Source organism: Pseudomonas sp. JL2, from assembly GCF_031570495.1.
In the GTDB taxonomy this organism is placed as follows: domain Bacteria; phylum Pseudomonadota; class Gammaproteobacteria; order Pseudomonadales; family Pseudomonadaceae; genus Aquipseudomonas; species Aquipseudomonas rhizophila.
The window spans coordinates 153,844-179,972 of sequence record NZ_JAKUDH010000005.1; the positions used below are offsets into that span (position 1 = coordinate 153,844).

The 26,129-nt window shown below is 62.2% G+C and carries 24 protein-coding genes and 1 pseudogene; 4 read left to right on the forward strand and 21 right to left on the reverse strand.

Annotation, left to right across the window (positions count from 1 at the left end; all coding sequences use genetic code 11):
• Positions 1 to 24: 24 nt before the first annotated feature.
• Positions 25 to 645: an energy transducer TonB gene (locus MKS85_RS09830; protein WP_107321564.1), complete on the forward strand. Its 621-nt coding sequence runs from the start codon at positions 25 to 27 to the stop codon at positions 643 to 645.
• Position 646: 1 nt separating this feature from the next.
• On the opposite strand, the gene MKS85_RS09835 is transcribed toward MKS85_RS09830, so the two are convergent.
• The 7 genes and pseudogenes from MKS85_RS09835 to ppc form a co-directional block, all read right to left on the reverse strand.
• The gene (locus MKS85_RS09835) at positions 647 to 1,345 is read right to left on the reverse strand and encodes an extensin family protein (protein WP_107321563.1); all 699 of its coding nucleotides are present in this window, start codon (positions 1,343 to 1,345) and stop codon (positions 647 to 649) included.
• Between the two features lie 16 nt (positions 1,346 to 1,361).
• A complete protein-coding gene (locus MKS85_RS09840; protein WP_188251276.1) occupies positions 1,362 to 2,183 on the reverse strand; it encodes an oxaloacetate decarboxylase in 822 nt (273 codons plus the stop codon).
• A gap of 31 nt (positions 2,184 to 2,214) precedes the next feature.
• A pseudogene (locus tag MKS85_RS09845) lies at positions 2,215 to 3,075 on the reverse strand (DUF72 domain-containing protein).
• Entirely contained in the window at positions 3,075 to 3,383 is a 309-nt protein-coding gene (locus MKS85_RS09850; protein ID WP_047227537.1) for a hypothetical protein, read from the reverse strand. Before MKS85_RS09850 ends, MKS85_RS09845 begins: the two are co-directional and overlap by 1 nt.
• Before the next feature lie 261 nt (positions 3,384 to 3,644).
• The gene (gene tsaB / locus MKS85_RS09855) at positions 3,645 to 4,322 is read right to left on the reverse strand and encodes a tRNA (adenosine(37)-N6)-threonylcarbamoyltransferase complex dimerization subunit type 1 TsaB (protein ID WP_047227536.1); all 678 of its coding nucleotides are present in this window, start codon (positions 4,320 to 4,322) and stop codon (positions 3,645 to 3,647) included.
• A 94-nt stretch (positions 4,323 to 4,416) separates the two neighbouring features.
• Entirely contained in the window at positions 4,417 to 5,067 is a 651-nt protein-coding gene (gene adk, locus MKS85_RS09860) for an adenylate kinase (protein WP_047227535.1), read from the reverse strand.
• Between the two features lie 290 nt (positions 5,068 to 5,357).
• Positions 5,358 to 7,988: a phosphoenolpyruvate carboxylase gene (gene ppc, locus MKS85_RS09865; RefSeq protein ID WP_188251277.1), complete on the reverse strand. Its 2,631-nt coding sequence runs from the start codon at positions 7,986 to 7,988 to the stop codon at positions 5,358 to 5,360.
• A gap of 189 nt (positions 7,989 to 8,177) precedes the next feature.
• On the opposite strand from ppc, the gene MKS85_RS09870 reads away from it, so the two are divergent.
• From MKS85_RS09870 to MKS85_RS09880, 3 genes are all read left to right on the forward strand, one after another.
• Positions 8,178 to 8,522 (forward strand): hypothetical protein, encoded by a 345-nt coding sequence (locus tag MKS85_RS09870; protein WP_047227533.1) that lies wholly within the window; start codon positions 8,178 to 8,180, stop codon positions 8,520 to 8,522.
• Between the two features lie 339 nt (positions 8,523 to 8,861).
• On the forward strand, positions 8,862 to 9,275 hold the full coding sequence (locus MKS85_RS09875) for a DUF4398 domain-containing protein (RefSeq protein ID WP_047227532.1): 414 nt from the start codon (positions 8,862 to 8,864) through the stop codon (positions 9,273 to 9,275).
• A 51-nt stretch (positions 9,276 to 9,326) separates the two neighbouring features.
• Positions 9,327 to 10,115 carry an OmpA family protein gene (locus tag MKS85_RS09880; RefSeq protein ID WP_188251303.1) on the forward strand — a complete coding sequence of 263 codons (789 nt, stop codon included), beginning with the start codon at positions 9,327 to 9,329 and terminating at the stop codon, positions 10,113 to 10,115.
• Between the two features lie 178 nt (positions 10,116 to 10,293).
• On the opposite strand, the gene MKS85_RS09885 is transcribed toward MKS85_RS09880, so the two are convergent.
• The 14 genes from MKS85_RS09885 to MKS85_RS09950 form a co-directional block, all read right to left on the reverse strand.
• On the reverse strand, positions 10,294 to 10,623 hold the full coding sequence (locus MKS85_RS09885; protein WP_047227531.1) for a hypothetical protein: 330 nt from the start codon (positions 10,621 to 10,623) through the stop codon (positions 10,294 to 10,296).
• Positions 10,620 to 11,525 carry an alpha/beta hydrolase gene (locus tag MKS85_RS09890; RefSeq protein WP_139051075.1) on the reverse strand — a complete coding sequence of 302 codons (906 nt, stop codon included), beginning with the start codon at positions 11,523 to 11,525 and terminating at the stop codon, positions 10,620 to 10,622. Before MKS85_RS09890 ends, MKS85_RS09885 begins: the two co-directional genes overlap by 4 nt.
• Positions 11,526 to 11,673: 148 nt before the next feature.
• Complete coding sequence (locus MKS85_RS09895; RefSeq protein ID WP_047227529.1) at positions 11,674 to 12,951, reverse strand: flavohemoglobin expression-modulating QEGLA motif protein; 1,278 nt, start codon at positions 12,949 to 12,951, stop codon at positions 11,674 to 11,676.
• A 36-nt stretch (positions 12,952 to 12,987) separates the two neighbouring features.
• Positions 12,988 to 13,542, reverse strand: coding sequence for a hypothetical protein (locus MKS85_RS09900; protein WP_107321557.1), 555 nt, complete (start codon positions 13,540 to 13,542; stop codon positions 12,988 to 12,990).
• Positions 13,543 to 13,696: 154 nt separating this feature from the next.
• On the reverse strand, positions 13,697 to 14,413 hold the full coding sequence (locus MKS85_RS09905) for a TetR/AcrR family transcriptional regulator (protein WP_047227527.1): 717 nt from the start codon (positions 14,411 to 14,413) through the stop codon (positions 13,697 to 13,699).
• Between the two features lie 102 nt (positions 14,414 to 14,515).
• Positions 14,516 to 16,018, reverse strand: coding sequence for a lysine--tRNA ligase (gene lysS, locus MKS85_RS09910; protein WP_047227526.1), 1,503 nt, complete (start codon positions 16,016 to 16,018; stop codon positions 14,516 to 14,518).
• A 109-nt stretch (positions 16,019 to 16,127) separates the two neighbouring features.
• Positions 16,128 to 17,223 (reverse strand): peptide chain release factor 2 gene (gene prfB, locus MKS85_RS09915; RefSeq protein ID WP_107321555.1). Its coding sequence is split into 2 segments (ribosomal slippage): positions 16,128 to 17,150 and positions 17,152 to 17,223, totalling 1,095 coding nucleotides; the frame shifts between segments, so codons are not numbered across the junction.
• A 256-nt stretch (positions 17,224 to 17,479) separates the two neighbouring features.
• Positions 17,480 to 18,481, reverse strand: a complete 1,002-nt coding sequence (locus MKS85_RS09920; RefSeq protein WP_281459512.1) for a diguanylate cyclase domain-containing protein — start codon at positions 18,479 to 18,481, stop codon at positions 17,480 to 17,482.
• Positions 18,482 to 18,527: 46 nt separating this feature from the next.
• Entirely contained in the window at positions 18,528 to 19,538 is a 1,011-nt protein-coding gene (locus MKS85_RS09925) for a chemotaxis response regulator protein-glutamate methylesterase (RefSeq protein WP_188251279.1), read from the reverse strand.
• The gene (locus MKS85_RS09930) at positions 19,535 to 21,796 is read right to left on the reverse strand and encodes a hybrid sensor histidine kinase/response regulator (RefSeq protein ID WP_310662820.1); all 2,262 of its coding nucleotides are present in this window, start codon (positions 21,794 to 21,796) and stop codon (positions 19,535 to 19,537) included. Before MKS85_RS09930 ends, MKS85_RS09925 begins: the two co-directional genes overlap by 4 nt.
• Entirely contained in the window at positions 21,793 to 22,464 is a 672-nt protein-coding gene (locus MKS85_RS09935; RefSeq protein ID WP_047227521.1) for a chemotaxis protein CheW, read from the reverse strand. Before MKS85_RS09935 ends, MKS85_RS09930 begins: the two co-directional genes overlap by 4 nt.
• Entirely contained in the window at positions 22,461 to 23,738 is a 1,278-nt protein-coding gene (locus tag MKS85_RS09940; protein WP_188251281.1) for a protein-glutamate O-methyltransferase CheR, read from the reverse strand. The genes MKS85_RS09935 and MKS85_RS09940 overlap by 4 nt, the downstream gene beginning before the upstream one ends.
• Entirely contained in the window at positions 23,735 to 24,271 is a 537-nt protein-coding gene (locus tag MKS85_RS09945) for a chemotaxis protein CheW (protein ID WP_076386210.1), read from the reverse strand. Before MKS85_RS09945 ends, MKS85_RS09940 begins: the two co-directional genes overlap by 4 nt.
• On the reverse strand, positions 24,271 to 25,893 hold the full coding sequence (locus MKS85_RS09950) for a methyl-accepting chemotaxis protein (RefSeq protein ID WP_076386211.1): 1,623 nt from the start codon (positions 25,891 to 25,893) through the stop codon (positions 24,271 to 24,273). The genes MKS85_RS09945 and MKS85_RS09950 overlap by 1 nt, the downstream gene beginning before the upstream one ends.
• Positions 25,894 to 26,129: the final 236 nt, after the last annotated feature.

A 26,129-nucleotide genomic window follows, 5' to 3' on the forward strand; every position in this document is an offset into this window, starting at 1 on the left:
AGAGCTGAGCGTCGACCGAGAAAAATGTCAGACATTCAATCCACATCGATAGGCGTCATCTCCCCTTACGGCGATTACAGCCTGCGCAACACCCAAGCCCTGAGCGGCGTCAGTCACCTGTGGCAGGATTTTTTTGCCCGGGCCCTGGCCGATCAACTGGGTGATAACGCACCGGCGCCTGGCAGCTACCAGCCAGTTGCCCTCGATGAGGCTGTTGAACCGACCCTCGGCGCCGAATTGCTCGAGCACATTGTCAGCCAGCGCAACTGCCAAGTGACAGAAACCCAAGTCAAACCGCCTGAGCCGCTGTTCCTGCCAATCGCTGAATTTGAACTCGACCTGCTGGACAAACCCTTCCCGCCGTTCCCGCCGGAAGAAATCGCCACCCAGCAAAAACAGCAGACCTTCGAAAGCAACTGGGTTCGCCCTCTGGTGCTTGCCGCCGGCCAACCGCTGCCAGAACCGGGACCTGCGCCTCAGCCACGTCCACTGCACCTGCCGATTGCCGAATTCGAACTGGACCTGCTGGACAAGCCGTTCCCGCCGTTCCCGGAAGAGGAACTGGTGGCACAGCAGAAGCAACTGGACTTCGATACCCGCTGGGCACGCCCGATCGTGTTGCAGAACCTGCGCATCGCCGCCTGAATCAACGGCAAATCCACCACGGCCCGACATCCAGATGAAAATGGTTGCGGTGCGCCGCGTTGTAATCCGGACTCAAGACCACATTGAACACGTCACAGGCACCGTCGCGCACCTGGCGCAGGAATTGGGCGTGGGTGTTGTCCTTCGGCCAGTCCTTGAGCACGTTCACGCGACGGCCGTCCGCCAGGCGAAACCCGGCGATATCCAGCGCACTGGCCGTGGCATGCTGGCTGCGCGCCCCGCTCTCCCGACCGTACATATTGCGACAGGCGAAACTGCCCAGATGATCGACCTGCACCACTTCCTGCCCATAGGTCGCCAGCGCCGCCGGCTGCAGCGCGTGACGTTCAAACAAGGCGAACGCCACCGCCAGCGGGCAACTGGCCAGGAAGCTGCTGCTCAACGCCACCTCGCCGCCCTGCACCCTCAGCACATTGCTCAGCGGGCAACTGGCCTGGGGACTGCTGTCGGCCTGGCGGGTGGCCCGCAGCCCCGAGGTCGCGAGCGCCTGGTCGCATAACTGCGGATCGTTGCGCAGGGCCATGAGTTTGTAACGGGTCAGCAGGTTCGGCGGCGCATTGACGTCCAGGGGCGCCCAGGGATTCCATTGTGCCGGCACCGACAGCCAACCGCGCCATACCCCCAGGACTGCGACGCCAACAACCAGCACCAATAGCGTAAAACCTTTCAAAACCCGCACGACAATGCCTCGGGCCTCAACCCTTGAATAATTGGTTGGCCTGGTTGAAGGGCATCGAACGACGGGTGAAGGTGAACGAGCCCTGTTCGCGGATTTCCTCGGCGGCGCGGAAAAACTCGCCATACGCCGCCAGGGCCAGCGCGGACCCGACACTGATGCGCTTGACGCCCATCTCGCTCAGCTGCGCAACCGTCAGGTCCAGCGCCCCGGACATCAACACATTCACCGGTTTCGGCGCCAGCGCCCGGACCACCGCCAGCACCTGCTCGGCCGAGCTCAAGCCTGGGGCATACAGCACGTCGGCACCGGCATCGGCGAACGCCTTCAGGCGGGCAATGGTGTCATCCAGGTCGGGCTTGCCGTGCAGAAAATTCTCCGCCCGGGCGGTCAGCACAAAGGGATACGGCAGACTGCGCACCGCGTCAGCCGCAGCTTTAACCCGCGCCACGGCATGCTCGAAGCCATAGATCGGGCTGTCTTCGCGCCCTGTGGCATCTTCGATCGAGCCACCCACCGCGCCGGCCTGCGCCGCGCGGATCAGGCTGCTGGCGCACGCCTCGGGGGCATCGGCGAAGCCGTTCTCCAGATCGACCGCCACTGGCAAGTCAGTGGCCGCCACAATCGCCCGGACATTGGCCAGGGTGTCATCCAGCCCCGCCGCACCATCGGGCCGTCCCAGGGAAAAAGCGTAACCGGCACTGGTGGTGGCCAGGGCCTCGAAGCCGAGACTGGCAAGCATCTTTGCCGAACCGGCGTCCCACGGGTTGGGAATGACGAACGCGCCTTCGCGTTCATGCAAGGCTTTGAAGGCCTGGGCTCGACGGGTTTGCGCATCCATGGAAATCACTCCTGGGCAGAGAAATTTTGCCTCAGAGCAAACCCAGTTGCTCGGCGGCGGGCTCTCTGTATAGCTCAGGCAGGGCCGGCAAGCCAGGCAAACGGCTCATCAATCGGCGATGAAAGTGTTGCGCGAGTTTGGCCGCCAGCACGTTGTCGGCGGTGTGCAGAAAGATATAAGGCGTGCGCCCCTCTTCGATCCACCCGGCGATTTTTTCCACCCAGGGGGTCAGGAACGGTTCGTTGGCCTCCAGCACTGGATGGCCGATGAAACGCACCTGCGGGCAGTGGGTGAACGCGGTCGGCCGGGGCGGTACGCGCGGTTTCTTCGATTGAGCATGGAGCACGGCAGGATCGGTCGAGGTGCAACTGAACAATGCCCGGGGATCCAGACAGATGCGTTCTACCCCGCGATCAAGGAGCAGGCGGTTGAGCTGTCGTTCGGCATCGCCTTTGGCAAAGAAGTCACCGTGACGGACCTCCACGGCCAAGGGTCGCTCAAAGGCATCGATGAAGCCCGCCAGCTCCGGCAAGCGATTCGGGGTAAAGGCCTTGGATAGCTGCAACCAGAACGGTGAAACCCGTTCGCCCAGGGGGCTGAGCAATTGCACGAAGGTTTCGATGGCCGTCAGGTGCTCACGCAAATCGCCATTGTGGCTGATGTCACCGGGCAACTTGGCGGTGAAGCGAAACTACTCGGGCATGGTCTGCGCCCAGCGCTGAACGATGGCCGCAGAGGGGCTGGCGTAGAAGGTCGTATTGCCTTCCACGGCATTGAACACTTGAGAATAGAGTTTCAGGAAATCGGAGCTTTTGGCGTCTTGCGGATAAAGATAATCGCGCCAGGCGTTTTCGCTCCAGGACGGGCAGCCCAGGTAGTAAGGCAACCCCATCAGATGTAGAGGTCGAGTCCCAGCACTTCCATATCCCAGTCAACGAAACCGGCAGTGCTCAGGTAGCTGGCCAGGGCCGCGGATACACTGCGGCTCATGGCGCGGTGATACAGCATGTCTTGCTGACGGGCCGGAAGATTGCTCAGGCGTTGCGCCGAGGCTTTGGCAGCGCGAGCGGCCAACTGCTCTTCGGACGGAAATTCCAGTTCGCCATCGATGTCATCGAAGGACTCATCCGCAGCAACTTTGCCTGCACGAGGCCTGCGTTTGATGGGGTAGGACTGGGATGAAACGCCGTCTATACGCATAACAGAATGCTCGGTATCAATGATGGCAATTTAGCGGCACTTTCACAGCCGCGCAAATGCGCAAGTGATAACTAGAGCACATAAAGTCAAAAAGGTTTAAAACCGGCTCGAAAAAATGACGACTGGTAATATTGGGCGTGACTTTTGGGGGAGCAAATGACTTTGTAGGAGCAAGGCTTGCCCGCGATGAAGATGACGCGGTCCGCCGGAGAACCGGGGCCCCCGTATCGCGAGCAAGCTTTGCTCTCACAACGCCTGGGTCTACCGTTCGGATTTGGGTGTTGCAACCTTGTCCCGTAAGTACACCGGTTGTGCATCGTCGGCCGGAATGGCTTCGCCGCGCTCCCAGGCGAAGCGGGCCAGGGTCAGCAGGTCTTCGGCATGGGGCAGCATCGAGGCGTCCTGGCCGCTGAGGGGGACGGCAATCCGCTCGCCGTAGCCCCAACCGGTACCGGCGCCGAACCAGTCGCCGCTGGCGTTGGCAGGCAACGCCGCCGCTTCGGGGGGGAGCACCGCTTCGGCGCCCACCAGGCGCATCTCACCCTCGGACTCGCGGTAGCAGCCCCAATACACCTCATCCATGCGCGCATCGATCGCCGCCGCGACCTGGCTGACGCCCTGTTCACGCAAGGCGCGCTGGGCGAGTACCGCCAGGTTGGACACCGGCAGCACCGGCCGCTCCAGGGCAAACGCCAGGCCCTGCACCACGCCGACGGCAATGCGCACGCCAGTGAACGCTCCCGGCCCACGACCAAAGGCAATCGCATCCACCGCCTGCAAGGTGGTCCCAGCATCGCTGAGCAATTGCTGGATCATCGGCAGCAGCTTCTGGGCGTGCAAGCGCGGGATCACCTCGTAATGGCTCGTGACCTTGCCGTCGTGCAGCAAGGCAACGGAGCAAGCTTCAGTCGCGGTATCCAGGGCCAGCAAGGTGCTCATCGGTGTGTCCGTAAATCAGATGGGGAAAAGTGCGCCAGTATAAACAACAACGGCCCGCAAGCGGGCCGTTGTTATTTGCTGCACAGCAGACTTGTCAGCTCAGTGCTTCAAGCACCTTGCCGGTGATCGCTTCAACCGAACCAACGCCGGCGATGTAGCTGTACTTGGGCTTGCCTTGGGTCTTGGCGGACAGCTTCTGGTAGAACTCCACCAGCGGCTTGGTCTGGGAGTGGTAGACCGACAGGCGATGGCGCACGGTTTCTTCGGTGTCGTCCTTGCGCTGCACCAGTGCTTCACCGGTGATGTCGTCCTTGCCGGCGAGTTTCGGCGGGTTATAGACGGTGTGGTAGACACGGCCGGACGGCTCGTGGACACGACGACCGGCAATGCGTTGAACGATCTCTTCGTCGTCGACGGCGATTTCGACAACGTGATCCAGCTCCACGCCAGCCGTAACCAAGGCTTCGGCCTGCGGAATGGTGCGCGGGAAACCGTCGAACAGGAAGCCGTTGGCGCAATCGGCTTGAGCGATGCGATCCTGGACCAGCGCGATGATCAGGTCATCCGACACCAGGCCGCCGGCATCCATGATGCTCTTGGCCTTGACGCCCAGCTCGGTGCCGGCCTTGACCGCGGCACGCAGCATGTCGCCAGTGGAGATTTGCGGGATACCGAATTTTTCGGTGATGAACTTTGCCTGAGTACCTTTACCGGCCCCGGGAGCTCCCAGCAGAATGACGCGCATCGATGTGCTCCTCAATTTTTTTATGTAAACGCTCGGATTCGCCTCGTGGGGCCAATCTCGGAAAACAGGATCGTGACCGCCCAAACGGCCAAAGGCTGATCAAGATACACAGCAGGCCCGACCCACACAAGCCGCCGAAAGTCGAAGGAACCCGCGCCTGACGCGACCTTGGGAGGAGGTGGCGATCGTCGCAACCGGACAACAAACTGTCGCCCGACCGACCTCTTCCCTGCCCACCCGGCCTCCGCCCGGGGGATACCGGGCGGGCCGTTTCGGTACGCCGCTTAACCTTAGCCGGTGTTGCGCAAACCGGCGGCAATCCCCGCCACAGACACCAGAAGCGCCTGTTCCACGGGGCTGCCCTGGGCAACGTCCTGCTGCCGCGAACGGGCAAGCAGTTCAGCCTGCAACAGGTGCAACGGGTCGAGGTAGGTGTTACGCAGGCGAATGAATTCCAGAGTGTCAGGGCTATGTGCCAGTAGCTGCGACTGGCCGGTCAACCCCAGGACCACCGCGCACGCCTGCGACAATAGGTCGCGTAAATGCTCGCCCAACGGTAGCAACCCAGGTTCGACCAAACGCTCATCGTAGGAGCGCGCAATGTCCGCGTCAGCCTTGGCCAGCACCATCTCCAGCATGTCGATGCGGGTGCGGAAAAACGGCCATTGCTCGCGCATCTGCCCCAGCAACTCACCCTCCCCGCGCTCCAGCGCCTTGCCCAGGGCGGTCTCCCAGCCGAGCCAGGCCGGCAGCATCAGGCGCGTCTGGGTCCAGCCGAAGATCCACGGGATCGCCCGCAGGCTTTCGATGCCTCCGGCCCGGCGCTTGGCCGGCCGGCTGCCCAGCGGCAGACGGCCCAGCTCCTGCTCCGGTGTGGACTGGCGGAAGTACTCGACGAATTGCGGATTTTCCCGCACCACGGCGCGGTAAGCCTTGACCCCGTCGGCCGCCAGTTCATCCATCAGATGACGCCACTGAGGAGTGGGCGGCGGCGGTGGCAGCAGTGTCGCTTCCAGCACGGCGGCGAGGTACAGATTGAGATTCTGTTCGGCGATGTCCGGCAGGCCAAATTTGAAACGAATCATTTCACCCTGCTCAGTGGTACGGAACCGCCCGGCCACCGAACCCGGCGGTTGCGACAGAATCGCCGCGTGAGCCGGACCGCCGCCACGCCCCACAGTGCCTCCGCGGCCATGGAACAACAACAGTTCGACTTGCTGTTCGCGACAAATGTCCACCAGCCGCTCCTGGGCCCGATACTGTGCCCAGGCCGCCGCTGTCGTGCCGGCATCCTTGGCCGAATCGGAATAGCCGATCATCACCTCCTGAGGCCCTTGCAGCCGCGAGCGATAGCCCGGCAGCAGCAACAATTGCTCGATCACCGGCCCGGCGTTGTCCAGGTCGGCCAGGGTTTCGAACAGCGGCACCACCCGCATGGGTCGCAACACGCCGGCCTCTTTCAACAAGAGCTGCACCGCGAGCACATCGGAAGCAGCGCCCGCCATCGAGATCACGTACGAGCCCAGGGACGCCGCCGGCGCCGCCGCCACTTCCCGGCACGTGGCCAGGACTTCCGCGGTATCGGCCGACGGTTTGAAATGAGCGGGCAAAAGCGGACGCCGGTTGTTCAGCTCCTCCAGCAGAAAGCTGATGCGCTGCTCCTCGCGCCAGTCCTCATAGCGGCCCAGGCCCAGGTAGTCAGTGATTTCAGTCATGGCTGCGCTGTGGCGCGTGGAGTCCTGGCGCACATCGAGGCGCACCAGGAACAACCCGAACGTCACCGCCCGGCGCAAGCAGTCGAGCAGCGGCCCGTCGGCGATCACGCCCATGCCGCACTCGTGCAGGGACTGGTAGCAAAGCTCCAGCGGGTCCAGCAGTTCGCGGTTGTTCTGCAACACATCGGCAGAGGCTGGGGTAGTGACTTTCAGGGACGCGTGCGCCCAATTGCGCGTGGCGCGCAGGCGTTCACGCAATTGCTTGAGCACGGCACGGTAGGGTTCAGCGCTGTCACCGGCCTGGGCGCGCAAAGCCTCGCTGGCTTTTTGCATGGACAGCTCAGCCGCCAGGTGATCAACGTCGCGCAGGTACAGATCCGCCGCCATCCACCGCGCCAGCAACAGCACTTCGCGGGTTACCGCAGCGGTGACATTGGGGTTGCCATCCCGGTCCCCGCCCATCCACGAGGCAAAGCGGATCGGTGCAGCCTCCAGCGGCAGGCGCAAGCCGGTGGCGGCATGCAGGGCCTGATCGGCCTTGCGCAGGTAGTTGGGAATGGCTTGCCACAGCGAATGTTCGATCACCGCAAAGCCCCACTTGGCCTCGTCCACCGGGGTCGGCCGGGTGCGGCGTATTTCTTCGGTGTGCCAGGCTTCGGCGATCAGCCGTTGCAGACGCTCGTGGATCTGCGCACGCTCGGCGCTGGTGAGATCGCGGTGGTCCTGGGCCGCCAGTTGCGCGGCGATGGCATCGTATTTCTGGATCAGCGTGCGCCGGGCCACTTCCGTGGGGTGGGCGGTGAGCACCAGTTCGATTTCCAGCCGTCCCAATTGCCGCGCCAGGGACTCGGCGCCATGGCCCTCGGCCCGCAATCGAGCAAGCAGTTCGGGCAACACCCGCGCCTCGAACGGTGCCGGTTTGGACTCTTCGCGTCGGTGGATAAGTTGATACTGCTCGGCGATGTTGGCCAGGTTGAGGAACTGATTGAACGCCCGCGCCACCGGCAGCAGTTCGTCCTCGCCCAACTGATTGAGGCTGGCGCTCAGTTCGGCGTCCATGGAGCCGCGTCGATCGGCCTTGGCACCCTTGCGGATCTGCTCGATCTTGTCGAGAAACCTGTCCCCGTACTGTTCGCGGATGGTGTTGCCCAGCAGCTCGCCGAGCAAGTGAACATCCTCGCGCAAGCGTGCATCGATATCGGTCATCAGCAGTTCTCCAGCAAAAGGTCCGGACAGCTCTTGGGTTAGACGTTTTACAGAGAGTGCCGACGCAAGACGTTTATGACAAGCGACGAGGGGACATTAAACCTTGTCGGACAAAGCTAGTCTTAACAGTAAGCCACACAACGGCTTGTCACTCTGCGCGCCTGCCATCCGCGGGCTATTGAGGCCATCATGAAAATCCGTGAGCTCGCCCAACACTGGGAAGAAAACGCCAAGGGTTGCCTGACCCAGACCGGCTATACCATTCACCTGGACGTGGAGGCCGCCGCACGACTGGCGGCGATCTGCGAGATGTACCCCAAGCGCCAACCCGAGGAACTGCTCGGCGAATTGATCGGGGCGGCGCTGGAAGAACTGGAAGCCAGCTTCCCTTACATCAAGGGCTCGCAAGTGGTGGCCACCGATGAAGAGGGTGACCCGCTCTACGAAGACGTCGGCCCGACACCGCGTTTTCTCGCTCTGTCGCGGCGTCATCTGCATCAACTCTCCTCGCAGAACGACAAGTCCAAACACTAAATTTCTCTAGGAGCGGGGGCTGCGATCTTTCCCAGACGCCAGGTCAAAAGATCGCAACCTTCGCCAGTTCCTACACGCGCCCCCAAAAAACCCACGCCTCCTACGCCGGGAATACCGCTGCGCGCCTTGAAAGTTCAGCTTTTCTGCTGTTGACCAATCAGTCAGTAAAACTTTTGGCGATTGGCCATCCTCGCTGAACTTTTGAAAAACGCCTCAGGTCACACCGAGTAACCATACTGGAACGGTCGTTTAAATAAACGCGCCCCCGGCGCCAGCGCCGAAACAGACGTCCCGGCTTCGGTCCCAGCATGGATCTGTAGTTTTTTCAGGAGTTTTCCAATGGAGTTGAAGCCTATGAATACCTGCACTGCCAAACCCTCATCCACTGGCCTGCGCGGCCTGAAGTTGGCTGCCCTGGCGATCGGTAGCAGCTTCATCCTCGCCGGTTGCGCCGGCAACCCGCCTTCGGAGCAGTACGCGGTGACCCAATCGGCGGTCAACAGCGCCGTCAGCGCCGGCGGTACCGAATTCGCCGCCGTGGAAATGAAGTCGGCCCAGGACAAGCTCAAGCAGGCCGAGATCGCGATGCACGACAAGAACTACGAAGAAGCCAAGCGTCTGGCCGAGCAGGCCGAGTGGGACGCCCGCGTCGCTGAGCGCAAGGCCCAGGCCGCCAAGGCCGAACAGGCTCTCAAGGACTCCCAGAAAGGGGTTCAGGAACTGCGTCAGGAAGGCATGAACAAGCTTCAGTAAGCCGTTCACGCCGCGACGTACTTCTCATTGATAAAAGGACGACAGACTATGATGCACAAACACTTGATGATCCCCGCCCTGCTGGCCGCCTGCGTCTCGCTGGCCGCGTGTTCCACAGATCCGAACGCTAATCTGGAACAGGCCCGTACCAACTACAACGGTCTGCAGGCTGACCCGGCGGCGACCAAGGTTGCGGCTCTGGAAACCAAGGACGCCGCCGACTTCCTGGCCAAAGCCGAAAAGGCTTACATGGACAAGGAAGATGAAGCCAAGGTCGACCAGTTGGCCTATCTGACCAACCAGCGCGTGGAGGTGGCCAAGCAGACCATCGCCCTGCGCACCGCCGAAGCCGAGCTGAAAAACGCCGGTGATGAACGCGCCCGCGCACTGCTCGAGGCCCGTAACGCGCAGATCAAGCAACTGCAAGACAGCCTCAACGCCAAGCAAACCGAACGCGGCACGCTGGTGACCTTCGGTGACGTGCTGTTCGCCACCAACAAGTCCGAGCTGCGCTCCAGCGGCCTGGTCAACGTGAATAAACTGGCCCAGTTCCTCCAGGAAAACCCCGACCGTAAGGTGATCATCGAAGGCTACACCGACAGCACCGGTTCGGACTCCTACAACCAGTCGCTGTCCGAGCGCCGCGCCGCTTCCGTACAACGCGAGCTGGTAAAAATGGGCGTAAACCAATCCCGCATCGTGACCCAAGGTTACGGCAAGGAATTCCCGGTGGCGGACAACACCAGCGTCTCGGGCCGTGCCATGAACCGTCGGGTCGAGGTGACCATCTCCAACGACAACCAGCCAGTCGCCCCGCGCTCGACCATGAGCGCCAACTGATCGGCTGACTGCAAGCAAAAGCCCCGCCTGACGTGATCAGGCGGGGCTTTTTTATCGGCCAACACATTTCCCTGTGGGAGCGAGCCTGCTCGCGATAGCGGTGGGTCAGTCAATGCAGTTGCGACTGGTCCACCGCTATCGCGAGCAGGCTCGCTCCCACAGGGGAATTATGGCTGGGTTATGGCTCGAGCTTCTGCGGCGTCTCCTGCCCCATGCAGCGCACCGCACGCTTCTTCTCATTGATCAGCACGCCGGTCAGGCCTTTCTGTTCGGTGTCGAACAGCACCAGTACGCCATCGATGCACTGGGCAACTTGCGGAGCCGGCTCCAGGGCGACTTTGTAGTCTTCGCCCGGCACGGTCTTGAGCATGGTGAACTCGTTGAGCAGCAACGCATCCTCGGGCTTGGCGAAGTGCAGGTAGCCGTAGTACCAGAGCACCGCGACGGTGCCGAGGATGCTGCAGATACCGGTGATGATCAGGGGGATGGCGTTACGTTCTTCGCTCATTGCGGGCTCTCTGAAGATTCAACGGATGATTTCGGATAATTCGGGATCTCGCCCAGGCGGCGCAGGCCGTCGAAGTGCCAGGGGTCGTCGAGATAGCGCAGCATCACCGTTCGCCAGACCGGGTCGGCGAATGTCTGCACATGCCCACCGCGAGTCAGTTGCAGGACCCGGGGCGGCGGCGCAGCTTGATACAGACGGATGCCGTTGGAAAGAGGCACGATCGGGTCATCGAGGCTGTGGTAGATCAATTTCGGTACGCCCTTCAATTGCGCCACCGAACCGATTGCACTGTCACCGTCGGGCACCAGCCAGGACAGCGGCACCTGCAATGCCCAGGTCAGCCATGAAGTACTCAGGGCGAAACGCCCTACGTCGCGATAACTGGCGGGCACGCCATCGAGCACCAGGGCCTTGAGTTGCGGCTGACGCTCGGGATGATCGGCCAGGTAATGCACCGCCAGCGCGCCGCCCAGGCTCTGGCCGAGCAGCACCAGCGGCTTGCCTTGAACCTGTGGCGCCTGGTCGAGCCATTTGAACGCTGCGTCGATGTCCTGATAGATCGCCGGCAGGCTCGGCTCGCCTTCGGAGCGGCCGTAACCGCGGTAATCCACCATCAATACCTGGTAACCCTGCTCGGGCAACCACCAGCTCCCCCCCAGATGCCAGGCCAGGTTGCCGCCGTTACCGTGCAAGTGCAGTACGGTGCCCTTGACCTCCACCCCTTGTTTGACCGGCAGCCACCAGCCGTGGAGCCTGACACCGTCGGCGGTGGTCAGGGTGACGTCGCGGTAGTCGAGCTTGGCCCGTTCCGGGGTAAAGGGCAGGCCGCGTTCGGGATAGAACAGCAGGGAACTGCAACCGCTCAGGGTCAGCAGCAGGCATAAGATGCCGAGGGTTCGCATCCGGTGAAACCTCGCAAAAAATAAATGAAACACCGTCCCCTGTGGGAGCGAGCCTGCTCGCGATTGCGGTAGAACGGTCAACATCAATGTTGACTGGAACATCGCAATCGCGAGCAGGCTCGCTCCCACATTTTCAACCACATTGTATTCAGAGGATATTGGAATAATCCGCTTCGATCCGGTCCAGGCTCAGGTGGTTGAGGAAGTTGGAGAAACACATCCAGGCCGACAGCGCGTTCATGTCGCGGAACTGTTCCGGCAGGTATTTGGGCGGCACGACCAGTCCTTCGTCCACGAGTTGGCGCATCGTGCGCATGTCTTCAAGGGTGGTTTTACCGCAGAACAGCAGCGGCACCTGCTCCAGCTTGCCTTTGCGTACGGCCAGCTGAATGTAGTTGTAAACCATGATGAAGCCCTTGAGGTAGGACAAGTCTTTGGTGAATGGCAGACCGGTTGGCACCGAACCACGGAAAACCCGGCTGGCGTTGCCGTAGCTTTCGCCCATCTCAAAGCCCTGCTCACGGAAGAACTCGTATATCTGCAGAAAGTCCGCCCCCTCCTCCACCATGTGAATGGCCCGGGTGCGATTGGTCAGCTTGCGCAGGCGACTTGGGTAAGAGGCGAAGGTGATGATCTCCATCAGGATCGCCAGGCCTTCCTGGGTCACCGTGGACGAGGGTGGCCCCTTGGACAGGAAGGTGCAGATCGGCTGATTCAGGCCGTTGAGGGTGGTGCCGACGTGCACCAGACCCTCATGGACTTCCAGGGCCCGAACGTCACGGTCGTTGAACATCGCATCGGTGCGAATCTTGATGTAATCGGCGCCAGCCGCCGCATCGGCCACGATCCCGTCGGACTCGAACACCCGGATGGTTTCCTCGGCCTCGCCAAAGACCCGGTTGAGGCGATGCTGCAGCAGGCTGACAGCGTCCTGGGCGGTCAGAATCTTCGGCTCATCCTTCAGATCGCCACGGCCGTCAATGTTGTTCAGGTAATCGGACAGCATCAAGCCCAGGTCAGCCAGGGTCGGGTCGCCGGCATGGAACGCATCGGAGGCGGCACCATACAACTCCTGGGAGATCAGCCCGAAATCCTCGGTGCCGCGTGCTTCGAGCATGCGCACCACCATGCGGTATTCCTTGCACATGCGACGCATGATCTGGCCGACCGGGTTGAACTGCCCGAGTTGACGGGTGATGTCACGTTCGATGTTCTGGAATTCGAGTTTCACTTTGCTGGAATCGAACGACAGGGGCCGGTTGAGGTAATAGTCGCGGTCCACGGCGGGCATTTCCTTGCCCTTGGCCTTGAGGAAACCCTTGCGGATGCTTTCGTCCCACTTTACTGCGTCGAGAATGCGAATCGGCGTTTGCGCCAGCACAATGCGATCGGACAAGGTGCGTATCGTCTGCTGGTAATCGTCCACCCGGAACTCCTGTGAAAAAACGTCCGCTTGTTGCAATTATTGGGATTTGACCAGCCGCTGGTAGCGCACGGCCTCCGAGAACACATCGGAGTTGGCCGGGTCGTCGAGGTAACGGAAAACCGTACCCATGTCGCTGTCCACCAGCACGCCGTCACCTTCTTCGCTCTGGTTCGGCTGGCCACTGAGGATCTTATGGCTGATGGCCTGGTTGATCTGATCCATATCCAGGTTGTAGATCACCAGTTCCTGCTTGTCGGTCAGTTCAAAACCGGCGATCACGAAATGCCCTCCATAGCGGGCCGGCACCTTGGCCGACAGATACCAACGGCTGCCGTGACGGGAGACGGTCACCGGGATGGCTTCGCGCTCCAGCGGCCTGGCCCTGAAGTAGGTGACGGCTTGATACCGGCGCGGCCCCACTTCATCCAACTCCAGGTTGAGCGGCTCGCCCCAGGCGTTGGTACTGGTCCAGTGGCCGACCAGCCCTTGGGGCGCGGCTTCGCTGTCGGGCAACGGCGCCTTGAAGGACACCAGGCAGCCACTGAGCAGCAGCAACGACACGGCCATTACAACGGCACGCCAGGCTTTCATTTGAACTCCCTATGGCATACGACGCCTAGTCTTTGTGAGGAGCCTTTGTGGCGAGGGAGCTTGCTCCCGCTTGAGTGCGCAGCGCTCACAAAAGGGGCCGCTACGCAGCCCAGCGGGAGCAAGCTCCCTCGCCACATGTGGTGCTCCTGAAAAACTAAACCGACGCCAATACCAGATGCATGTAGCGGGTCAGGATGCCGAGCATTTCTTCTGCCGCTACCGGCTCGGCGCCATTGAGCAAGCCTTGATATTCCATCCGTCCGATAATCGCCGTCAACACTTTGGCATCCTGCTGGGGTTCACGCGAGCCCAAAACCTGGAAAAACTGACAAGTGCCGTGCAACAGGATCTGCTGGTGAGAGCGCACCAGCTCCGCCAGGCGCGGGTTGAGCAGCGCTTCCTGACGAAAAGCCTGTTCCGCCATCAGGTATTCGCGCCGGCTGTGCAATTGATGCTGCACGTAGTCGGCAGTCATCCGGGCGATGTCGTCCGCCAGCTGCGAGCGGGATTCGGCGCTGCCGTCTCCGTAGGCAACCATCTCCCGCAGCAGGCCTTCATTGTTGGTCCACAACTTGGCCATGAACGCCGCGCTGCGCTCCACGTACTGGGCGAAGGTATCGGTCAACAGGTCATCGATGTCCTTGAAATAATAAGTCGTGGCCGACAGCGGCACACCCGCTTCGGCGGCCACGGCGCGGTGGCGTACCGCCCGCACACCATCACGCACCACAATGCGCATGGCCGCATCGAGAATCTCCTGGCGACGCTGTTCACTGCCCTGCCGGCTGGCCTTGCGACCCTGGTACTGAACACTTTCAGCGACAGCAGTGGCGACGCCCGCCGCACCTTCTGGAGCCATTACACGATTCACGACAGGTCTTTCCTCGCTATTTCAAAATTAACCAATTGATACGTTTGTACCAGACAGGCAATAAAAAGCCGCCTGTTCGAGGCGGCTTTTTAATTGAAACACTTACGCTTGGGGCCGCATGTGCGGGAAAAGAATGACATCCCGGATCGACGGTGAGTTGGTCAGCAACATCACCAGGCGATCGATGCCGATGCCTTCGCCGGCCGTCGGCGGCATGCCGTACTCAAGGGCGCGAACGAAGTCGGCATCGTAGTGCATGGCCTCGTCGTCGCCGGCGTCCTTGTCGGCCACCTGGGCCATGAAACGCTCTGCCTGATCTTCTGCGTCGTTGAGCTCGGAGTAGGCGTTGGCGATTTCGCGACCACCGATGAACAGCTCGAAACGGTCGGTCACGCTTGGGTTCTCGTCATTGCGACGGGCCAGCGGCGACACTTCGAACGGGTACTGGGTGATGAAATGCGGCTGCTCCAGCTTGTGCTCGACCAACTCTTCGAAAATCATCACTTGCAGCTTGCCCAGACCCTCGAAGCCGAGCACCTTGGCGCCGGCCTTCTTGGCGATGGCGCGGGCCTTTTCGATGTCCTGCAAGTCGGCCGCGGTGATGTCCGGGTTGTACTTGAGGATCGAGTCGAACACCGACAGGCGCACGAACGGTTCGCCGAAATGGAACACCTTGTCGCCGTACGGCACGTCGGTGGTCCCGAGCACCAGCTGCGCCAGTTCGCGGAACAGCTCCTCGGTCAGGTCCATGTTGTCTTCGTAGTCGGCGTAGGCCTGGTAGAACTCGAGCATGGTGAACTCGGGGTTGTGCCGGGTCGAAACGCCTTCGTTACGGAAGTTGCGGTTGATCTCGAAGACTTTCTCGAAGCCACCCACCACCAGGCGCTTGAGGTACAGCTCCGGCGCGATACGCAGGAACATTTCCATGTCCAGAGCGTTGTGGTGGGTTTCGAACGGCTTGGCCGCCGCACCGCCGGGGATGGTCTGCAGCATCGGCGTTTCGACTTCAAGGAAGTCACGCTTCATCAGGAAGCTGCGGATGTGGGCGATGACCTGCGAGCGCACGCGGAAGGTCTGGCGCACGTCTTCGTTGACGATCAGGTCGACGTAACGCTGACGATAGCGTTGCTCGGTGTCGGTCAGGCCGTGGTGCTTGTCCGGCAGTGGGCGCAGGGACTTGGTCAGCAGGCGCACGCTGGTCATTTCGACGTACAGGTCGCCCTTGCCGGAACGGGCCAGGGTGCCTTCGGCGGCAATGATGTCGCCCAGGTCCCAGGTCTTGACGGCGGCCAGGGTTTCTTCCGGCAGCGTCTTGCGGTTGACGTAGACCTGGATGCGCCCGGTCATGTCCTGGATCACCATGAACGAACCACGGTTGAGCATGATACGACCGGCCACCTTGACTGGAATCGCCGCCTCGGCCAGCTCTTCCTTGGTCTTGTCCGCATACTGCTTCTGCAAGACGTCGCAGTAGGCGTCGCGGCGGAAGTCGTTGGGGAAGGCCTGGCCCTTGGCGCGCTCGGCAGCAAGCTTTTCCTTGCGCAGGGCGATCAGGGAGTTTTCTTCCTGTTGCAGGGCTTGCGGGTCGAGTTCTAGGTCGCTCATGTCTTTAAAGATTCCATCACAGGTTCGTTGCCCCCGGCCCCGGGCCGGAGTTTGCGGCCAGGCCTCGCTCCTGGGTGGAAGCGCGCCTGCCCGCCGCATGGGTGTCGCGTTACAGCCCTTGTTTGAGGCTGGCGATCAGGTATTCGTCGATGTCGCCATCGAGCACCTTGTCACAGTCGCTGCGTTCGATGCTGGTGCGCAGGTCCTTGATGCGCGAGGCGTCAAGTACATACGAACGGATCTGGTGACCCCAGCCGATGTCCGACTTGGTGTCTTCCAGGGCCTGGGACGCCGCGTTGCGCTTCTGCACTTCCTGCTCGTACAAACGGGCCCGCAGCATTTTCATCGCGGTGTCTTTGTTCGCGTGCTGGGAGCGTTCGTTCTGGCAACTGACCACAGTGTTGGTCGGTACGTGGGTAATCCGTACGGCCGAGTCGGTGGTGTTAACGTGCTGGCCACCGGCCCCGGAGGAACGGTAGGTGTCGATGCGCAGGTCCGACGGGTTGATGTCGATTTCGATGTTGTCATCGATTTCCGGCGAAACGAACACCGCCGAGAACGACGTGTGACGACGGTTACCGGAGTCGAACGGACTTTTGCGCACCAGGCGATGCACGCCGATCTCGGTGCGCAGCCAGCCAAAGGCGTATTCGCCCTTGATGTGCACGGTGGCACCCTTGATTCCGGCGACCTCACCGGCCGACAGCTCCATGATGGTCGCGTCGAAGCCGCGTTTGTCGGCCCAGCGCAGGTACATGCGCAGCAGGATGTTGGCCCAGTCCTGGGCTTCGGTGCCGCCGGAACCGGCCTGGATGTCCAGGTAGGCGTTGTTGGCATCCATCTCGCCACTGAACATGCGCCGGAATTCCAGCTTGGCCAACGCCTCCTCGAGGCGTGTCAGCTCGGCGACGACATCGCCGACGGCACCTTCATCGTTTTCTTCGACAGCCATGTCCAACAGGTCGCGGCAGTCGGCCAGGCCGCTGGACATTTCATCCAGGGTCTCGACGATCTGCGCCAGCGCAGCGCGCTCGCGGCCCAGTTCCTGGGCGTACGACGGGTTGTTCCAGACATTCGGATCTTCAAGCTCGCGATTGACTTCGGTCAGACGCTCATGCTTTTGATCGTAGTCAAAGATACCCCCGAATAGTTTCGGAGCGCTCGGACAGGTCCTTGATGGTGTTCAGGATCGGGTTGATTTCCATGGCGGGCAGCACTCGTTGGCGAACTTTTGAAAGCCGGCGAGTATAACGTAATCAAGCGCCAGCGGCAGCCCGCCTGGCGGCTTTAGGGACACCAATTCTTGTGGCGAGGGAGCTTGCTCCCGCTGGGCTGCGCAGCAGCCCTAAAAAACACAGCTCAGTCAACCTGACTCACCGAGCTATCTGGTTTCGGGGCCGCTACGCGCCCCAGCGGGAGCAAGCTCCCTCGCCACAAGAACTCTCCAGCCGGCCGGACGCACTACTCGATACCAACCCGATTACGCCCATTGTGCTTGGCCGTGTACAGCCCTTTGTCCGCCGCCGAAATCAGCTGGCGGCAATCGCCACCTTGCTGTGGCGTGAAGGTCGAGACGCCAACGCTGACAGTCAGGTTCGCCCCCTCATGAGGCGTGATGTGGGGGATGTTCAGGGCAACGACGCTCTGGCGCAGCTTTTCGGCCATCAACCGGGCACCGCCAGGCGAGGTGCCGGGCAGTACCAGGGCGAACTCCTCGCCGCCGTAACGGGCCGGCAGGTCGGACGGACGACTGCACGCATCACGGATCGCCGTGGCGACCTTGCGCAGGGCTTCATCCCCCTCCAGGTGGCCGAAATTGTCGTTGAAGGACTTGAAGTAATCCACGTCGATCATCAACAGCGAGAGCTGGGACTGGTCCCGCAGCGCCCTTCTCCACTCCAGCTCCAGGTATTCATCGAAGTGTCGACGGTTGGACAGCCCGGTCAGACCGTCGGAATTCATCAGCCGCTGCAGCACCAGATTGGTGTCGAGCAGTTGCTGCTGGCTGACCCGCAGGGCGCGATAGGCCGCATCGCGTTGCAGCAGCATCATGTAGGACCGCGAGTGGTAGCGAATGCGCGCCACCAGTTCGATGTTGTCCGGCAGCTTGACCAGGTAATCGTTGGCCCCGGCGGCGAACGCCGCGCTTTTGACCAGCGGGTCCTCCTTGGTGGACAGGACAATGATCGGAATATCCCGGGTCGCCGGATGGTTACGGTATTCGCGCACCAGGCTCAAGCCATCAAGACCGGGCATCACCAGGTCCTGGAGGATCACCGTTGGCTTGATGCGGACCGCATGGGCGATGGCCTGGTGTGGGTCGGCGCAGAAGTGAACGTCGATGTTCTCTTCATTGGCCAGCCCGCGCCGCACCGCCTCGCCGATCATCGCCTGGTCGTCGACGAGCAAGACCATGGCCGCGTTCTCGTCACGCTTGAAATCGTCGAGCTGTAAATCACTCATGGGAACTCACCTGAATACGGCTGGTGGACAAGGCTGCCGGGGTTCTTCATTGGGTAAAAATCTCCACTAACCGTGGCGCTATGTGGTCCAGCGCTAGAATCTGCGCAGCCGCGTCGATGGCCGCGGCCGCTTTGGGCATGCCGTACACCGCGCTGCTCTGCTGGTCCTGGGCGATGGTCAGATAGCCCTGCTGGCGCATGAGTTTAAGCCCTTGGGCCCCGTCGCGGCCCATGCCAGTGAGCAAAACGCCTACCGCGTCACCGCTCCAGAAGTGGGCGACGCTCTCGAAAAACACGTCGATGGAGGGCCGGTAGATCTCGTTGACCGGCTCGGCGGTGTAGGCCAGAGTGCCGTTTTTCAACAGGCGCAGATGGTGGTTGGTGCCGGCCAGCAGCACCGTACCGCTTTGCGGCGGCTCGCCGTGTCGGGCCAGGCGCACCTGGTGGCCTGACGCACTGCTCAGCCACTGGGCCATGCCCGCAGCAAATACTTCGTCCACATGCTGGACCAGCACAATGGCCGGGGCGAAATGATGGGGCAGGCCCTTGAGCAGGATCTCCAGCGCGGCCGGGCCACCCGCCGACGACCCGATGGCAACCAGGCTATTGCGTGACACCGACATCCGCTGCGCAGCCGGTGCAGCGCGCTCACGGTGATTGCGCTCACCGATCAGCCAACCGATGTTGGTGATCTTGCGCAGCAGCGGTGCCGCCGCGTGCGCAGGGTTGCCCACCCCCAAGGTGGGGGTATCAACCACATCCAGCGCGCCATGCCCCATGGCTTCGAACACTCGGTGAACGTTCTGCTGGCTGTCACCGGTGACAATCACAATGGCGCATGGGGTTTCGGCCATGATCCGCCGGGTCGCCTCAACGCCATCCATGATGGGCATGAGCAGGTCCATCAGAATCAGGTCCGGGGTGTATTCGGCGCAACGCTGAACCGCCTCGGCACCGTTGGCGGCTACCCAGACCAACTGGTGCGCCGGCTCGAAAGCCAGGGCACGGCGCAGGGCTTCGACCGCCAGGGGCATGTCATTGACGATGGCGATCTTCAAGCGCGTGCTCCTCCGATCAATTCGACGACGGCATCGAGCAAGGCGTCGTCATGGAAACTGGCCTTGGCTAGATAATAGTCAGCACCGGCATCCAGGCCACGGCGACGATCTTCTTCACGATCCTTGTAAGACACCACCATCACCGGCAGCGACTGCAGACGGTTATCGCGCCGCAACAGCGACACCAGCTCGATGCCGTCCATGCGCGGCATGTCGATGTCGGTGATCAGCAGGTCGAAATCCTCCGCTCGCAGCGCGTTCCAGCCGTCCATGCCGTCCACGGCCACCGCCACGTCATACCCACGATTGAGCAACAGCTTGCGTTGCAGCTCGCGCACGGTCAGGGAGTCGTCCACCACCAGGATCCGCTTGCGCGGTGTCTGCGTCTGGTTCTGGCGGGCGATGCGTTCCAGGCGCCCGGTGTCGAGCAACTTGTCCACCGAGCGCAGCAGGTCTTCGACATCGACGATCAGCACCACCGAACCATCGTCCAGCAAGGCCCCGGCGGAGATGTCCTGGATCTTGCCCAGGCGTTCGTCCAGGGGCAGGACCACCAGCGTGCGCTCGCCGATGAACCGTTCGACCGCCACGCCGTAGATGGCCTCGCGCTCACGGATCACCACGACCTTGAGCGCCTGACTGTTGTGCTGCGATGCCGGACGATTGAGCAACTGACTGGCGGCGACCAGCCCGACATGCCGCCCTTCGTGCCAGAAGTGCTGGCGCCCTTCGACTTGCACAATGTCCTCAGGAGCGAGATCGCACATGCGCTCGATGTGAGCCAGGGGAAAGGCGTAGGCTTCACCGCCGACTTCCACCACCAGGCTGCGCACCACTGAGAGCGTCAGCGGCACCTCAAGATGGAAGCGGCTGCCCTCGCCCGCTGTCTGCTCCAGCACCACCGCGCCGCGCAACTGCCGGACCATATGCTGAACGGCGTCCAGGCCGACGCCGCGCCCGGACACTTCAGTGACGGTGTCGCGCAGGCTGAAGCCGGGCAGGAACAGGAACGTCAGCAGTTCCTCTTCGCTCAAATTGGCTGCGGTCTGCTCAGGGGAAAGCCCTCGTTCGACGACGCTGCGCCGCACCCGTTCCAGGTCCACACCGGCGCCGTCGTCCGCCAGTTCCAGCACCAGCAGGCCAGCCTGATGGGAGGCGCGCAAGCGGATCAGGCCTTCGGCGGGCTTGCCGGCCAGCACCCGTTGCTCCGGAGATTCGATGCCATGGTCCACGGCGTTGCGCAGCAGATGGGTCAGCGGCGCTTCGAGTCTTTCCAGCACGTCGCGGTCGACCTGGGTTTTATCGCCCTCAATCTCCAGGCGCACCTGCTTGCCCAGGCTGCGCCCCAGGTCACGGACCATCCGGGCCTGGCCGGATAGCACATCGGCAAACGGTCGCATGCGACAGGCCAGCGCCGTGTCGTACAACACCTGTGCTCGCTGACCGGCCTGCCAGGCGAACTCGTCCATCTCCGCGGTTTTCTGCGCCAGCAATTGCTGGGTTTCGGCCAGCAAACGGCGGGCGTCGTTGAGCGCTTCCTCGGCCTGCAAGCTCAACGCGTGTTCCTTGAGGTGCACATTCAGCTCTTCCAAGGCCCGCAAGCCGTTGCTCTGCTGGCGCTTGAGCCGTTGCATCGTCGCCAGCCAGGGCTTGAGGCGCTGGGTTTCCACCAAGGATTTACTGGACAGGTCCAACAGGCTATTGAGGCGCTCGGCGGTGACCCGCAAGACCCGCTCGCCCCCTTCGGTGACCCGCTTACCCTTGGGCAGCGGTTCCGTTGCCGCGAGCGGTTCTGCCTCGGCCGGCTCAACGCGAAAAGTCTCGGTTTGCATCTCGACTCGCGGCGACCCGGCAGGCGTGTGCGCAGCGGCAGTATCGAGCAGTTGCCCCATCAACGCCACATACGCATCGACGTCCTGGGCTCCGATGCTGTTGCCTGGCGTGGCAATTCGCGTCAACAGGTCGGTGCCTTGCAGCAAGGCGTCGATGTGCTCGGCGCGCAGGACCAGACGGCGCTCCTGGGCGCTGACCAGGCAATCCTCCATGACATGGGCCACGCTGACCCCGGCGTTCACTCCAACGATCCGCGCCGCGCCCTTGAGGGAATGGGCCGCGCGCATGCACGATTCAAGATAATCGGCCTGGGTCGGGTCGCGTTCCAGGGCCAGCAGGCCGGCGCTGAGCACCTGAGTCTGGGCTTCGGCTTCCAGGCTGAACAACTCCAGCAACGAGGCGTCACGCATTTGATCAGGGGTCATGACAGGCTCCGGGTCATGGCGGACAACAACTGTTCTTCGTCCAGCCAGCGCAGGCTGCGGCCCTTGAACTTCAATACGCCACGGGTGTACTTGGCCGCCGATTGCGAGGCCGCGCCCAGGACGCGCTCATCAATGGCGTGAATGCCGTCCACCTCGTCCACCGGCACCACTACCGGACCGCCCTGGGCCGCGACGATCAACATGCGCGGCATGACCCGCGCGCCGGCCACCACTGCCCCGCCGGGTTCCAGGTCCAACAGTTCCACCAGCGACAGGCAGGCCACCAAGGCCCCGCGCACATTCGCCACGCCCAACAAGGCCCGCGAGCGCTGGTGGGGCAGCGAGTGAATCGGCTGCAACGGCGCCACTTCCACCAGACTGCGGGTGGTCAGGCCCAGCCACTCTTCGCCCAGTCGGAACATCAACAGCGATCGTGTGACGATATCGGTGTCCAGCGGCGCGTGGGCCAGATCCCGGTCGTCGTGCTGCAAGGTGTAGCGATCGAGCAAACGGGTGGCAGCCGCCGAATACACCGCGCAGTTGCGGCAGTGAATATGCTCGGCCAGCAACGGACAGGATTTATCGCCATGCACCCCGATGCGATTCCAGCAATCGTCGATGGCCTGGGCATCGTCATGGGTCAGGTTGTCATTAGCCGAACCACTCATTGTTTACGCTCACTGTCAGCCATGCGCCCGCTGCGAGCGGCGCGGTCCTGCAATCGACGGGCACCGGCCGCGTCTCCCTGGGAAGCCAGCAACGCCGCCAGATGCACCAGGGCCTCGGCGTGTTGCGGTTCAAGATAGAGCGCCTTGCGATAAAAACCCTGGGCCTCAAGCGCGCTACCGGCCATGTCACTGAGCAGCCCCAGCCAGTAGAACACTTGGGCCGCCGGCGCATGATTGCGCAGGTACTGCTGGCAGGCCGCACGGGCTTCGGCGCTTTTGCCAGCATTGGCCAGCGCCGCGATATTGGCCAGTAAGGTAGTGGCGTCGCTGTTTTTCGGCTCAGTGATCGGGGTCACGCTGGCTGCGAACGGCCGAGGCCGGACCACCGGTGGAATGACTCGAGGCGCGACCTGGCCAAGCGGCAGCGGGGCCGGCAGTGGCGTCGACATCAAGGCGGGCACTGGCTGTGGCTGCGGGGCACCTTGGCGACTGAAAGCAAACGACTGGGCAATCCCGATTGAACGCATGCCCAACCGCCCCAGCAAACTGCCCTCGGCGGGGCCGATAAACAGCACGCCGTCCTGGTGGGTCAGGCGCTTGAGCACCTCGAACACCTGCTGCTGGGTCGGCTGGTCGAAATAGATCAGCAGATTGCGGCAGAACACAAAATCGTAAGGGGCCTCGTTCACCAGCAAGGTCGGATCCAGCAGGTTGCCCACTTGCAGACGCACCTGTTCACTCACCCGCTCGCTGAGGCGATACCCCTCTGCCTCGGCGCTGAAATATCGCTCGCGAAAGCCGAGGTCGGCGCCACGGAACGAGTTCCTGCCGTAAAGCGCTTGCCTGGCACGTTCTATCGACAGCGGACTGACGTCCAGCGCGTCCACCTTGAACTGATGCGGTCCCAGGCCCGCGTCGAGCAAGGCCATGGCAATGGAGTAAGGCTCTTCGCCAGTGGAGCAGGGCAAGCTGAGGATGCGCAGCGCACGCAGGTGCTTGATCTCGGCCAGGCGCTTGATGGCCAGCCTGGCGAGGGTGGCGAAGGACTCGGGATAACGGAAGAACCAGGTCTCCGGGACAATCACCGCTTCGATCAGCGCCTGTTGCTCCTGGGCAGAATGTTGCAGGCATTGCCAGTACTCATCTGCCGTACGCCCAGGCACGGCAATGATGCGCTGGCGCACGGCCCGCTCGATGATGGCGGTGCCGACGGAGGTGACATCCAGGCCGATGCGCACCTTGAGAAAATCGAAAAACCGCTGGTCGCTGTTCATGCCCGTCCCTCGAGGTCATCGAAGTTCAAGGGCGGCGTGGGAAACAGCACGGCACGGACCGACTCGTCGAGCAGGTCATTGACCCGCACCCATTGCAACAGGCCTTGCGCGTCTTCGCGCACCGGGCCCAGATACGGCGCCTGTGGGTTATCCAAGCCATAAGGTCGGAAATCCGCCGGATCGCAACGCAAGGTGTCGGTGGCCTGTTCCAGAATCAGCCCCAGAACCTGCCCCGCCTGCTGCGCGTCGGGTCGGTAATGCACCAGCACCAGTCTCGTACTGGTACGCGTCTGGGCGCTCTGACCGAAGGTCAGCGTGCACAGATCGATCACGGGCACCACCGCGCCGCGCCAGGCAAACACCCCCGCCACCCAGGACGGTGCCTGGGCAATCGGTTTGAGGGGCAAGCGCGGCAGCACTTCCACCACATCGATGGCTTGCAGGGCGTAGCGTTCGTTGCCGATGCAAAACACCAGGAACAACGACTGACGGGCCGCCGACACGGCGCCACGTCTGGCCTCGAACTCGCTCATCAGACTTTGAAACGCGAGACGCCACTGCGCAGCCCCACGGCCACCTGGCTCAGTTCATCGATGGCAGAACTGGCCTGGCGCAGGGACTCCACCGTCTGACTGCTGGCATCGCCCAATTGCACCAGGGCATGGTTGATCTGCTCGGCGCCGGTGGCCTGGGCCTGCATACCTTCATTGACCATCAACACCCGCGGCGCCAGCGCCTGTACCTGATGGATGATCTGCGACAGTTGCTCGCCGACCTGCTGCACCTCGGCCATGCCACGGCGCACTTCTTCGGAAAACTTGTCCATGCCCATCACTCCAGCGGATACGGCGGACTGGATCTCGCGCACCATCTGCTCGATGTCGTAGGTCGCCACGGCTGTCTGATCCGCCAGGCGCCGAACCTCAGTGGCGACCACGGCAAAACCGCGGCCATACTCTCCCGCCTTCTCGGCCTCGATGGCGGCATTGAGGGACAACAGGTTGGTCTGGTCGGCCACCTTGACGATGGTCACCACCACCTGGTTGATGTTGCCGGCCTTCTCGTTGAGGATCGCCAGCTTCGCGTTCACCAGATCCGCCGCGCCCATCACCGAGTGCATGGTTTCTTCCATGCGTGCCAGGCCTTGCTGGCCGGAACCGGCCGCCACCGAGGCCTGGTCGGCGGCGCTGGAAACTTCGGTCATGGTGCGCACCAGATCCCGGGACGTGGCGGCAATTTCCCGAGAGGTCGCGCCGATCTCCGTAGTGGTAGCGGCGGTTTCGGTGGCCGTGGCCTGTTGCTCGCGGGAGGTGGCGGCGATCTCGGTGACCGAGGTGGTGACCTGCACCGAAGAGCGCTGGGCCTGGGACACCAGCGATGTCAGCTCGGCCATCATGTCGTTGAAGCCGGTTTCCACCGCACCGAACTCGTCTTTACGCGCAAGGTTCAGGCGCCCGCTCAGGTCGCCGCTGCGCATGATGCCGAGGATTTCCACAATGCGGTTCATCGGCGCCATGATCGCGCGCATCAACAACAGGCCACAAAGCATGGCAATGAGCACCGCCACGAGAAACGACAGCCCCATGGCAACTTCAGCGGCGGTTACCGACTGACTGATGGTCAGGGCGGCTTTTTCCGCCAGCTCCCGGTTGCGTTCGATGATCTGGTTCAAATGCCCGCGACCGTCGAGCCATGCCGGCGTCAGCTCTTTCTCCAGCGCCAGCTGTGCCCCTTCGAAATCCTTGCGTTCATACAGGTCCAGAACCTTCGCCAGGGCCTTGTTGAAGTCCTGATGATTGACCTCGAATTCATCGAAGGAGACTTGATCGGCAGGGTCCTGGATCAGCTTTTGATAGTGCTGGATTTCCTCGCGCAGATGCTGCTCGTAGCCCTGGTAGAGGGCCTTGTCCTCGGCAGTGATTTCCCGCTGGCCCGAGAGGCCGACGATCTGCTGGGTCTTGACGTAGCTGTCGACCCAGCCACCGCGAATCATGGAACTGTAATACACCCCCGGCACCGCGTAGACGCGTACTTTTTCTTCGCTGGCCTCGATCCTCAATAACCGCGAATACGTGACGACCACCATCAGCAGCATGATGGCGATGATCACCGCAAAACTCGCCAGGATGCGTTGGCGCAACGTCCAGTTCTTCACAGTACAACCTCGGGCATTTTGAAATGCTGGGGAGTATAGCCGAGGGCGACGTTGCGGCTGTATGGCGGTGAGGAAGGAGTTTGGTGATTCGCTCAGCTGTTCAAACAGCTCAAGCCAGGCATCAATGTGGCAGTCGATGCAAAAGTTCTATGGGAGCGAACCTGCTCGCGATTGCGATGCATCAGTCAATAATAGTGTCGACTGACATACCGCTATCGCGAGCAGGCTCGCTCCCA

Bases quoted from the DNA above. Each gene is read 5' to 3' on its own strand.
- MKS85_RS09830 (WP_107321564.1), top strand. From the start codon at position 25: ATGTCAGACATTCAATCCACATCGATAGGCGTCATCTCCCCTTACGGC.
- MKS85_RS09840 (WP_188251276.1), bottom strand. From the start codon at position 2,183: ATGGATGCGCAAACCCGTCGAGCCCAGGCCTTCAAAGCCTTGCATGAA.
- MKS85_RS09850 (WP_047227537.1), bottom strand. From the start codon at position 3,383: ATGCGTATAGACGGCGTTTCATCCCAGTCCTACCCCATCAAACGCAGG.
- tsaB (WP_047227536.1), bottom strand. From the start codon at position 4,322: ATGAGCACCTTGCTGGCCCTGGATACCGCGACTGAAGCTTGCTCCGTT.
- adk (WP_047227535.1), bottom strand. From the start codon at position 5,067: ATGCGCGTCATTCTGCTGGGAGCTCCCGGGGCCGGTAAAGGTACTCAG.
- ppc (WP_188251277.1), bottom strand. From the start codon at position 7,988: ATGACCGATATCGATGCACGCTTGCGCGAGGATGTTCACTTGCTCGGC.
- MKS85_RS09870 (WP_047227533.1), top strand. From the start codon at position 8,178: ATGAAAATCCGTGAGCTCGCCCAACACTGGGAAGAAAACGCCAAGGGT.
- MKS85_RS09875 (WP_047227532.1), top strand. From the start codon at position 8,862: ATGGAGTTGAAGCCTATGAATACCTGCACTGCCAAACCCTCATCCACT.
- MKS85_RS09880 (WP_188251303.1), top strand. From the start codon at position 9,327: ATGCACAAACACTTGATGATCCCCGCCCTGCTGGCCGCCTGCGTCTCG.
- MKS85_RS09885 (WP_047227531.1), bottom strand. From the start codon at position 10,623: ATGAGCGAAGAACGTAACGCCATCCCCCTGATCATCACCGGTATCTGC.
- MKS85_RS09890 (WP_139051075.1), bottom strand. From the start codon at position 11,525: ATGCGAACCCTCGGCATCTTATGCCTGCTGCTGACCCTGAGCGGTTGC.
- MKS85_RS09900 (WP_107321557.1), bottom strand. From the start codon at position 13,542: ATGAAAGCCTGGCGTGCCGTTGTAATGGCCGTGTCGTTGCTGCTGCTC.
- lysS (WP_047227526.1), bottom strand. From the start codon at position 16,018: ATGAGCGACCTAGAACTCGACCCGCAAGCCCTGCAACAGGAAGAAAAC.
- MKS85_RS09920 (WP_281459512.1), bottom strand. From the start codon at position 18,481: ATGAGTGATTTACAGCTCGACGATTTCAAGCGTGACGAGAACGCGGCC.
- MKS85_RS09930 (WP_310662820.1), bottom strand. From the start codon at position 21,796: ATGACCCCTGATCAAATGCGTGACGCCTCGTTGCTGGAGTTGTTCAGC.
- MKS85_RS09935 (WP_047227521.1), bottom strand. From the start codon at position 22,464: ATGAGTGGTTCGGCTAATGACAACCTGACCCATGACGATGCCCAGGCC.
- MKS85_RS09940 (WP_188251281.1), bottom strand. From the start codon at position 23,738: ATGAACAGCGACCAGCGGTTTTTCGATTTTCTCAAGGTGCGCATCGGC.
- MKS85_RS09945 (WP_076386210.1), bottom strand. From the start codon at position 24,271: ATGAGCGAGTTCGAGGCCAGACGTGGCGCCGTGTCGGCGGCCCGTCAG.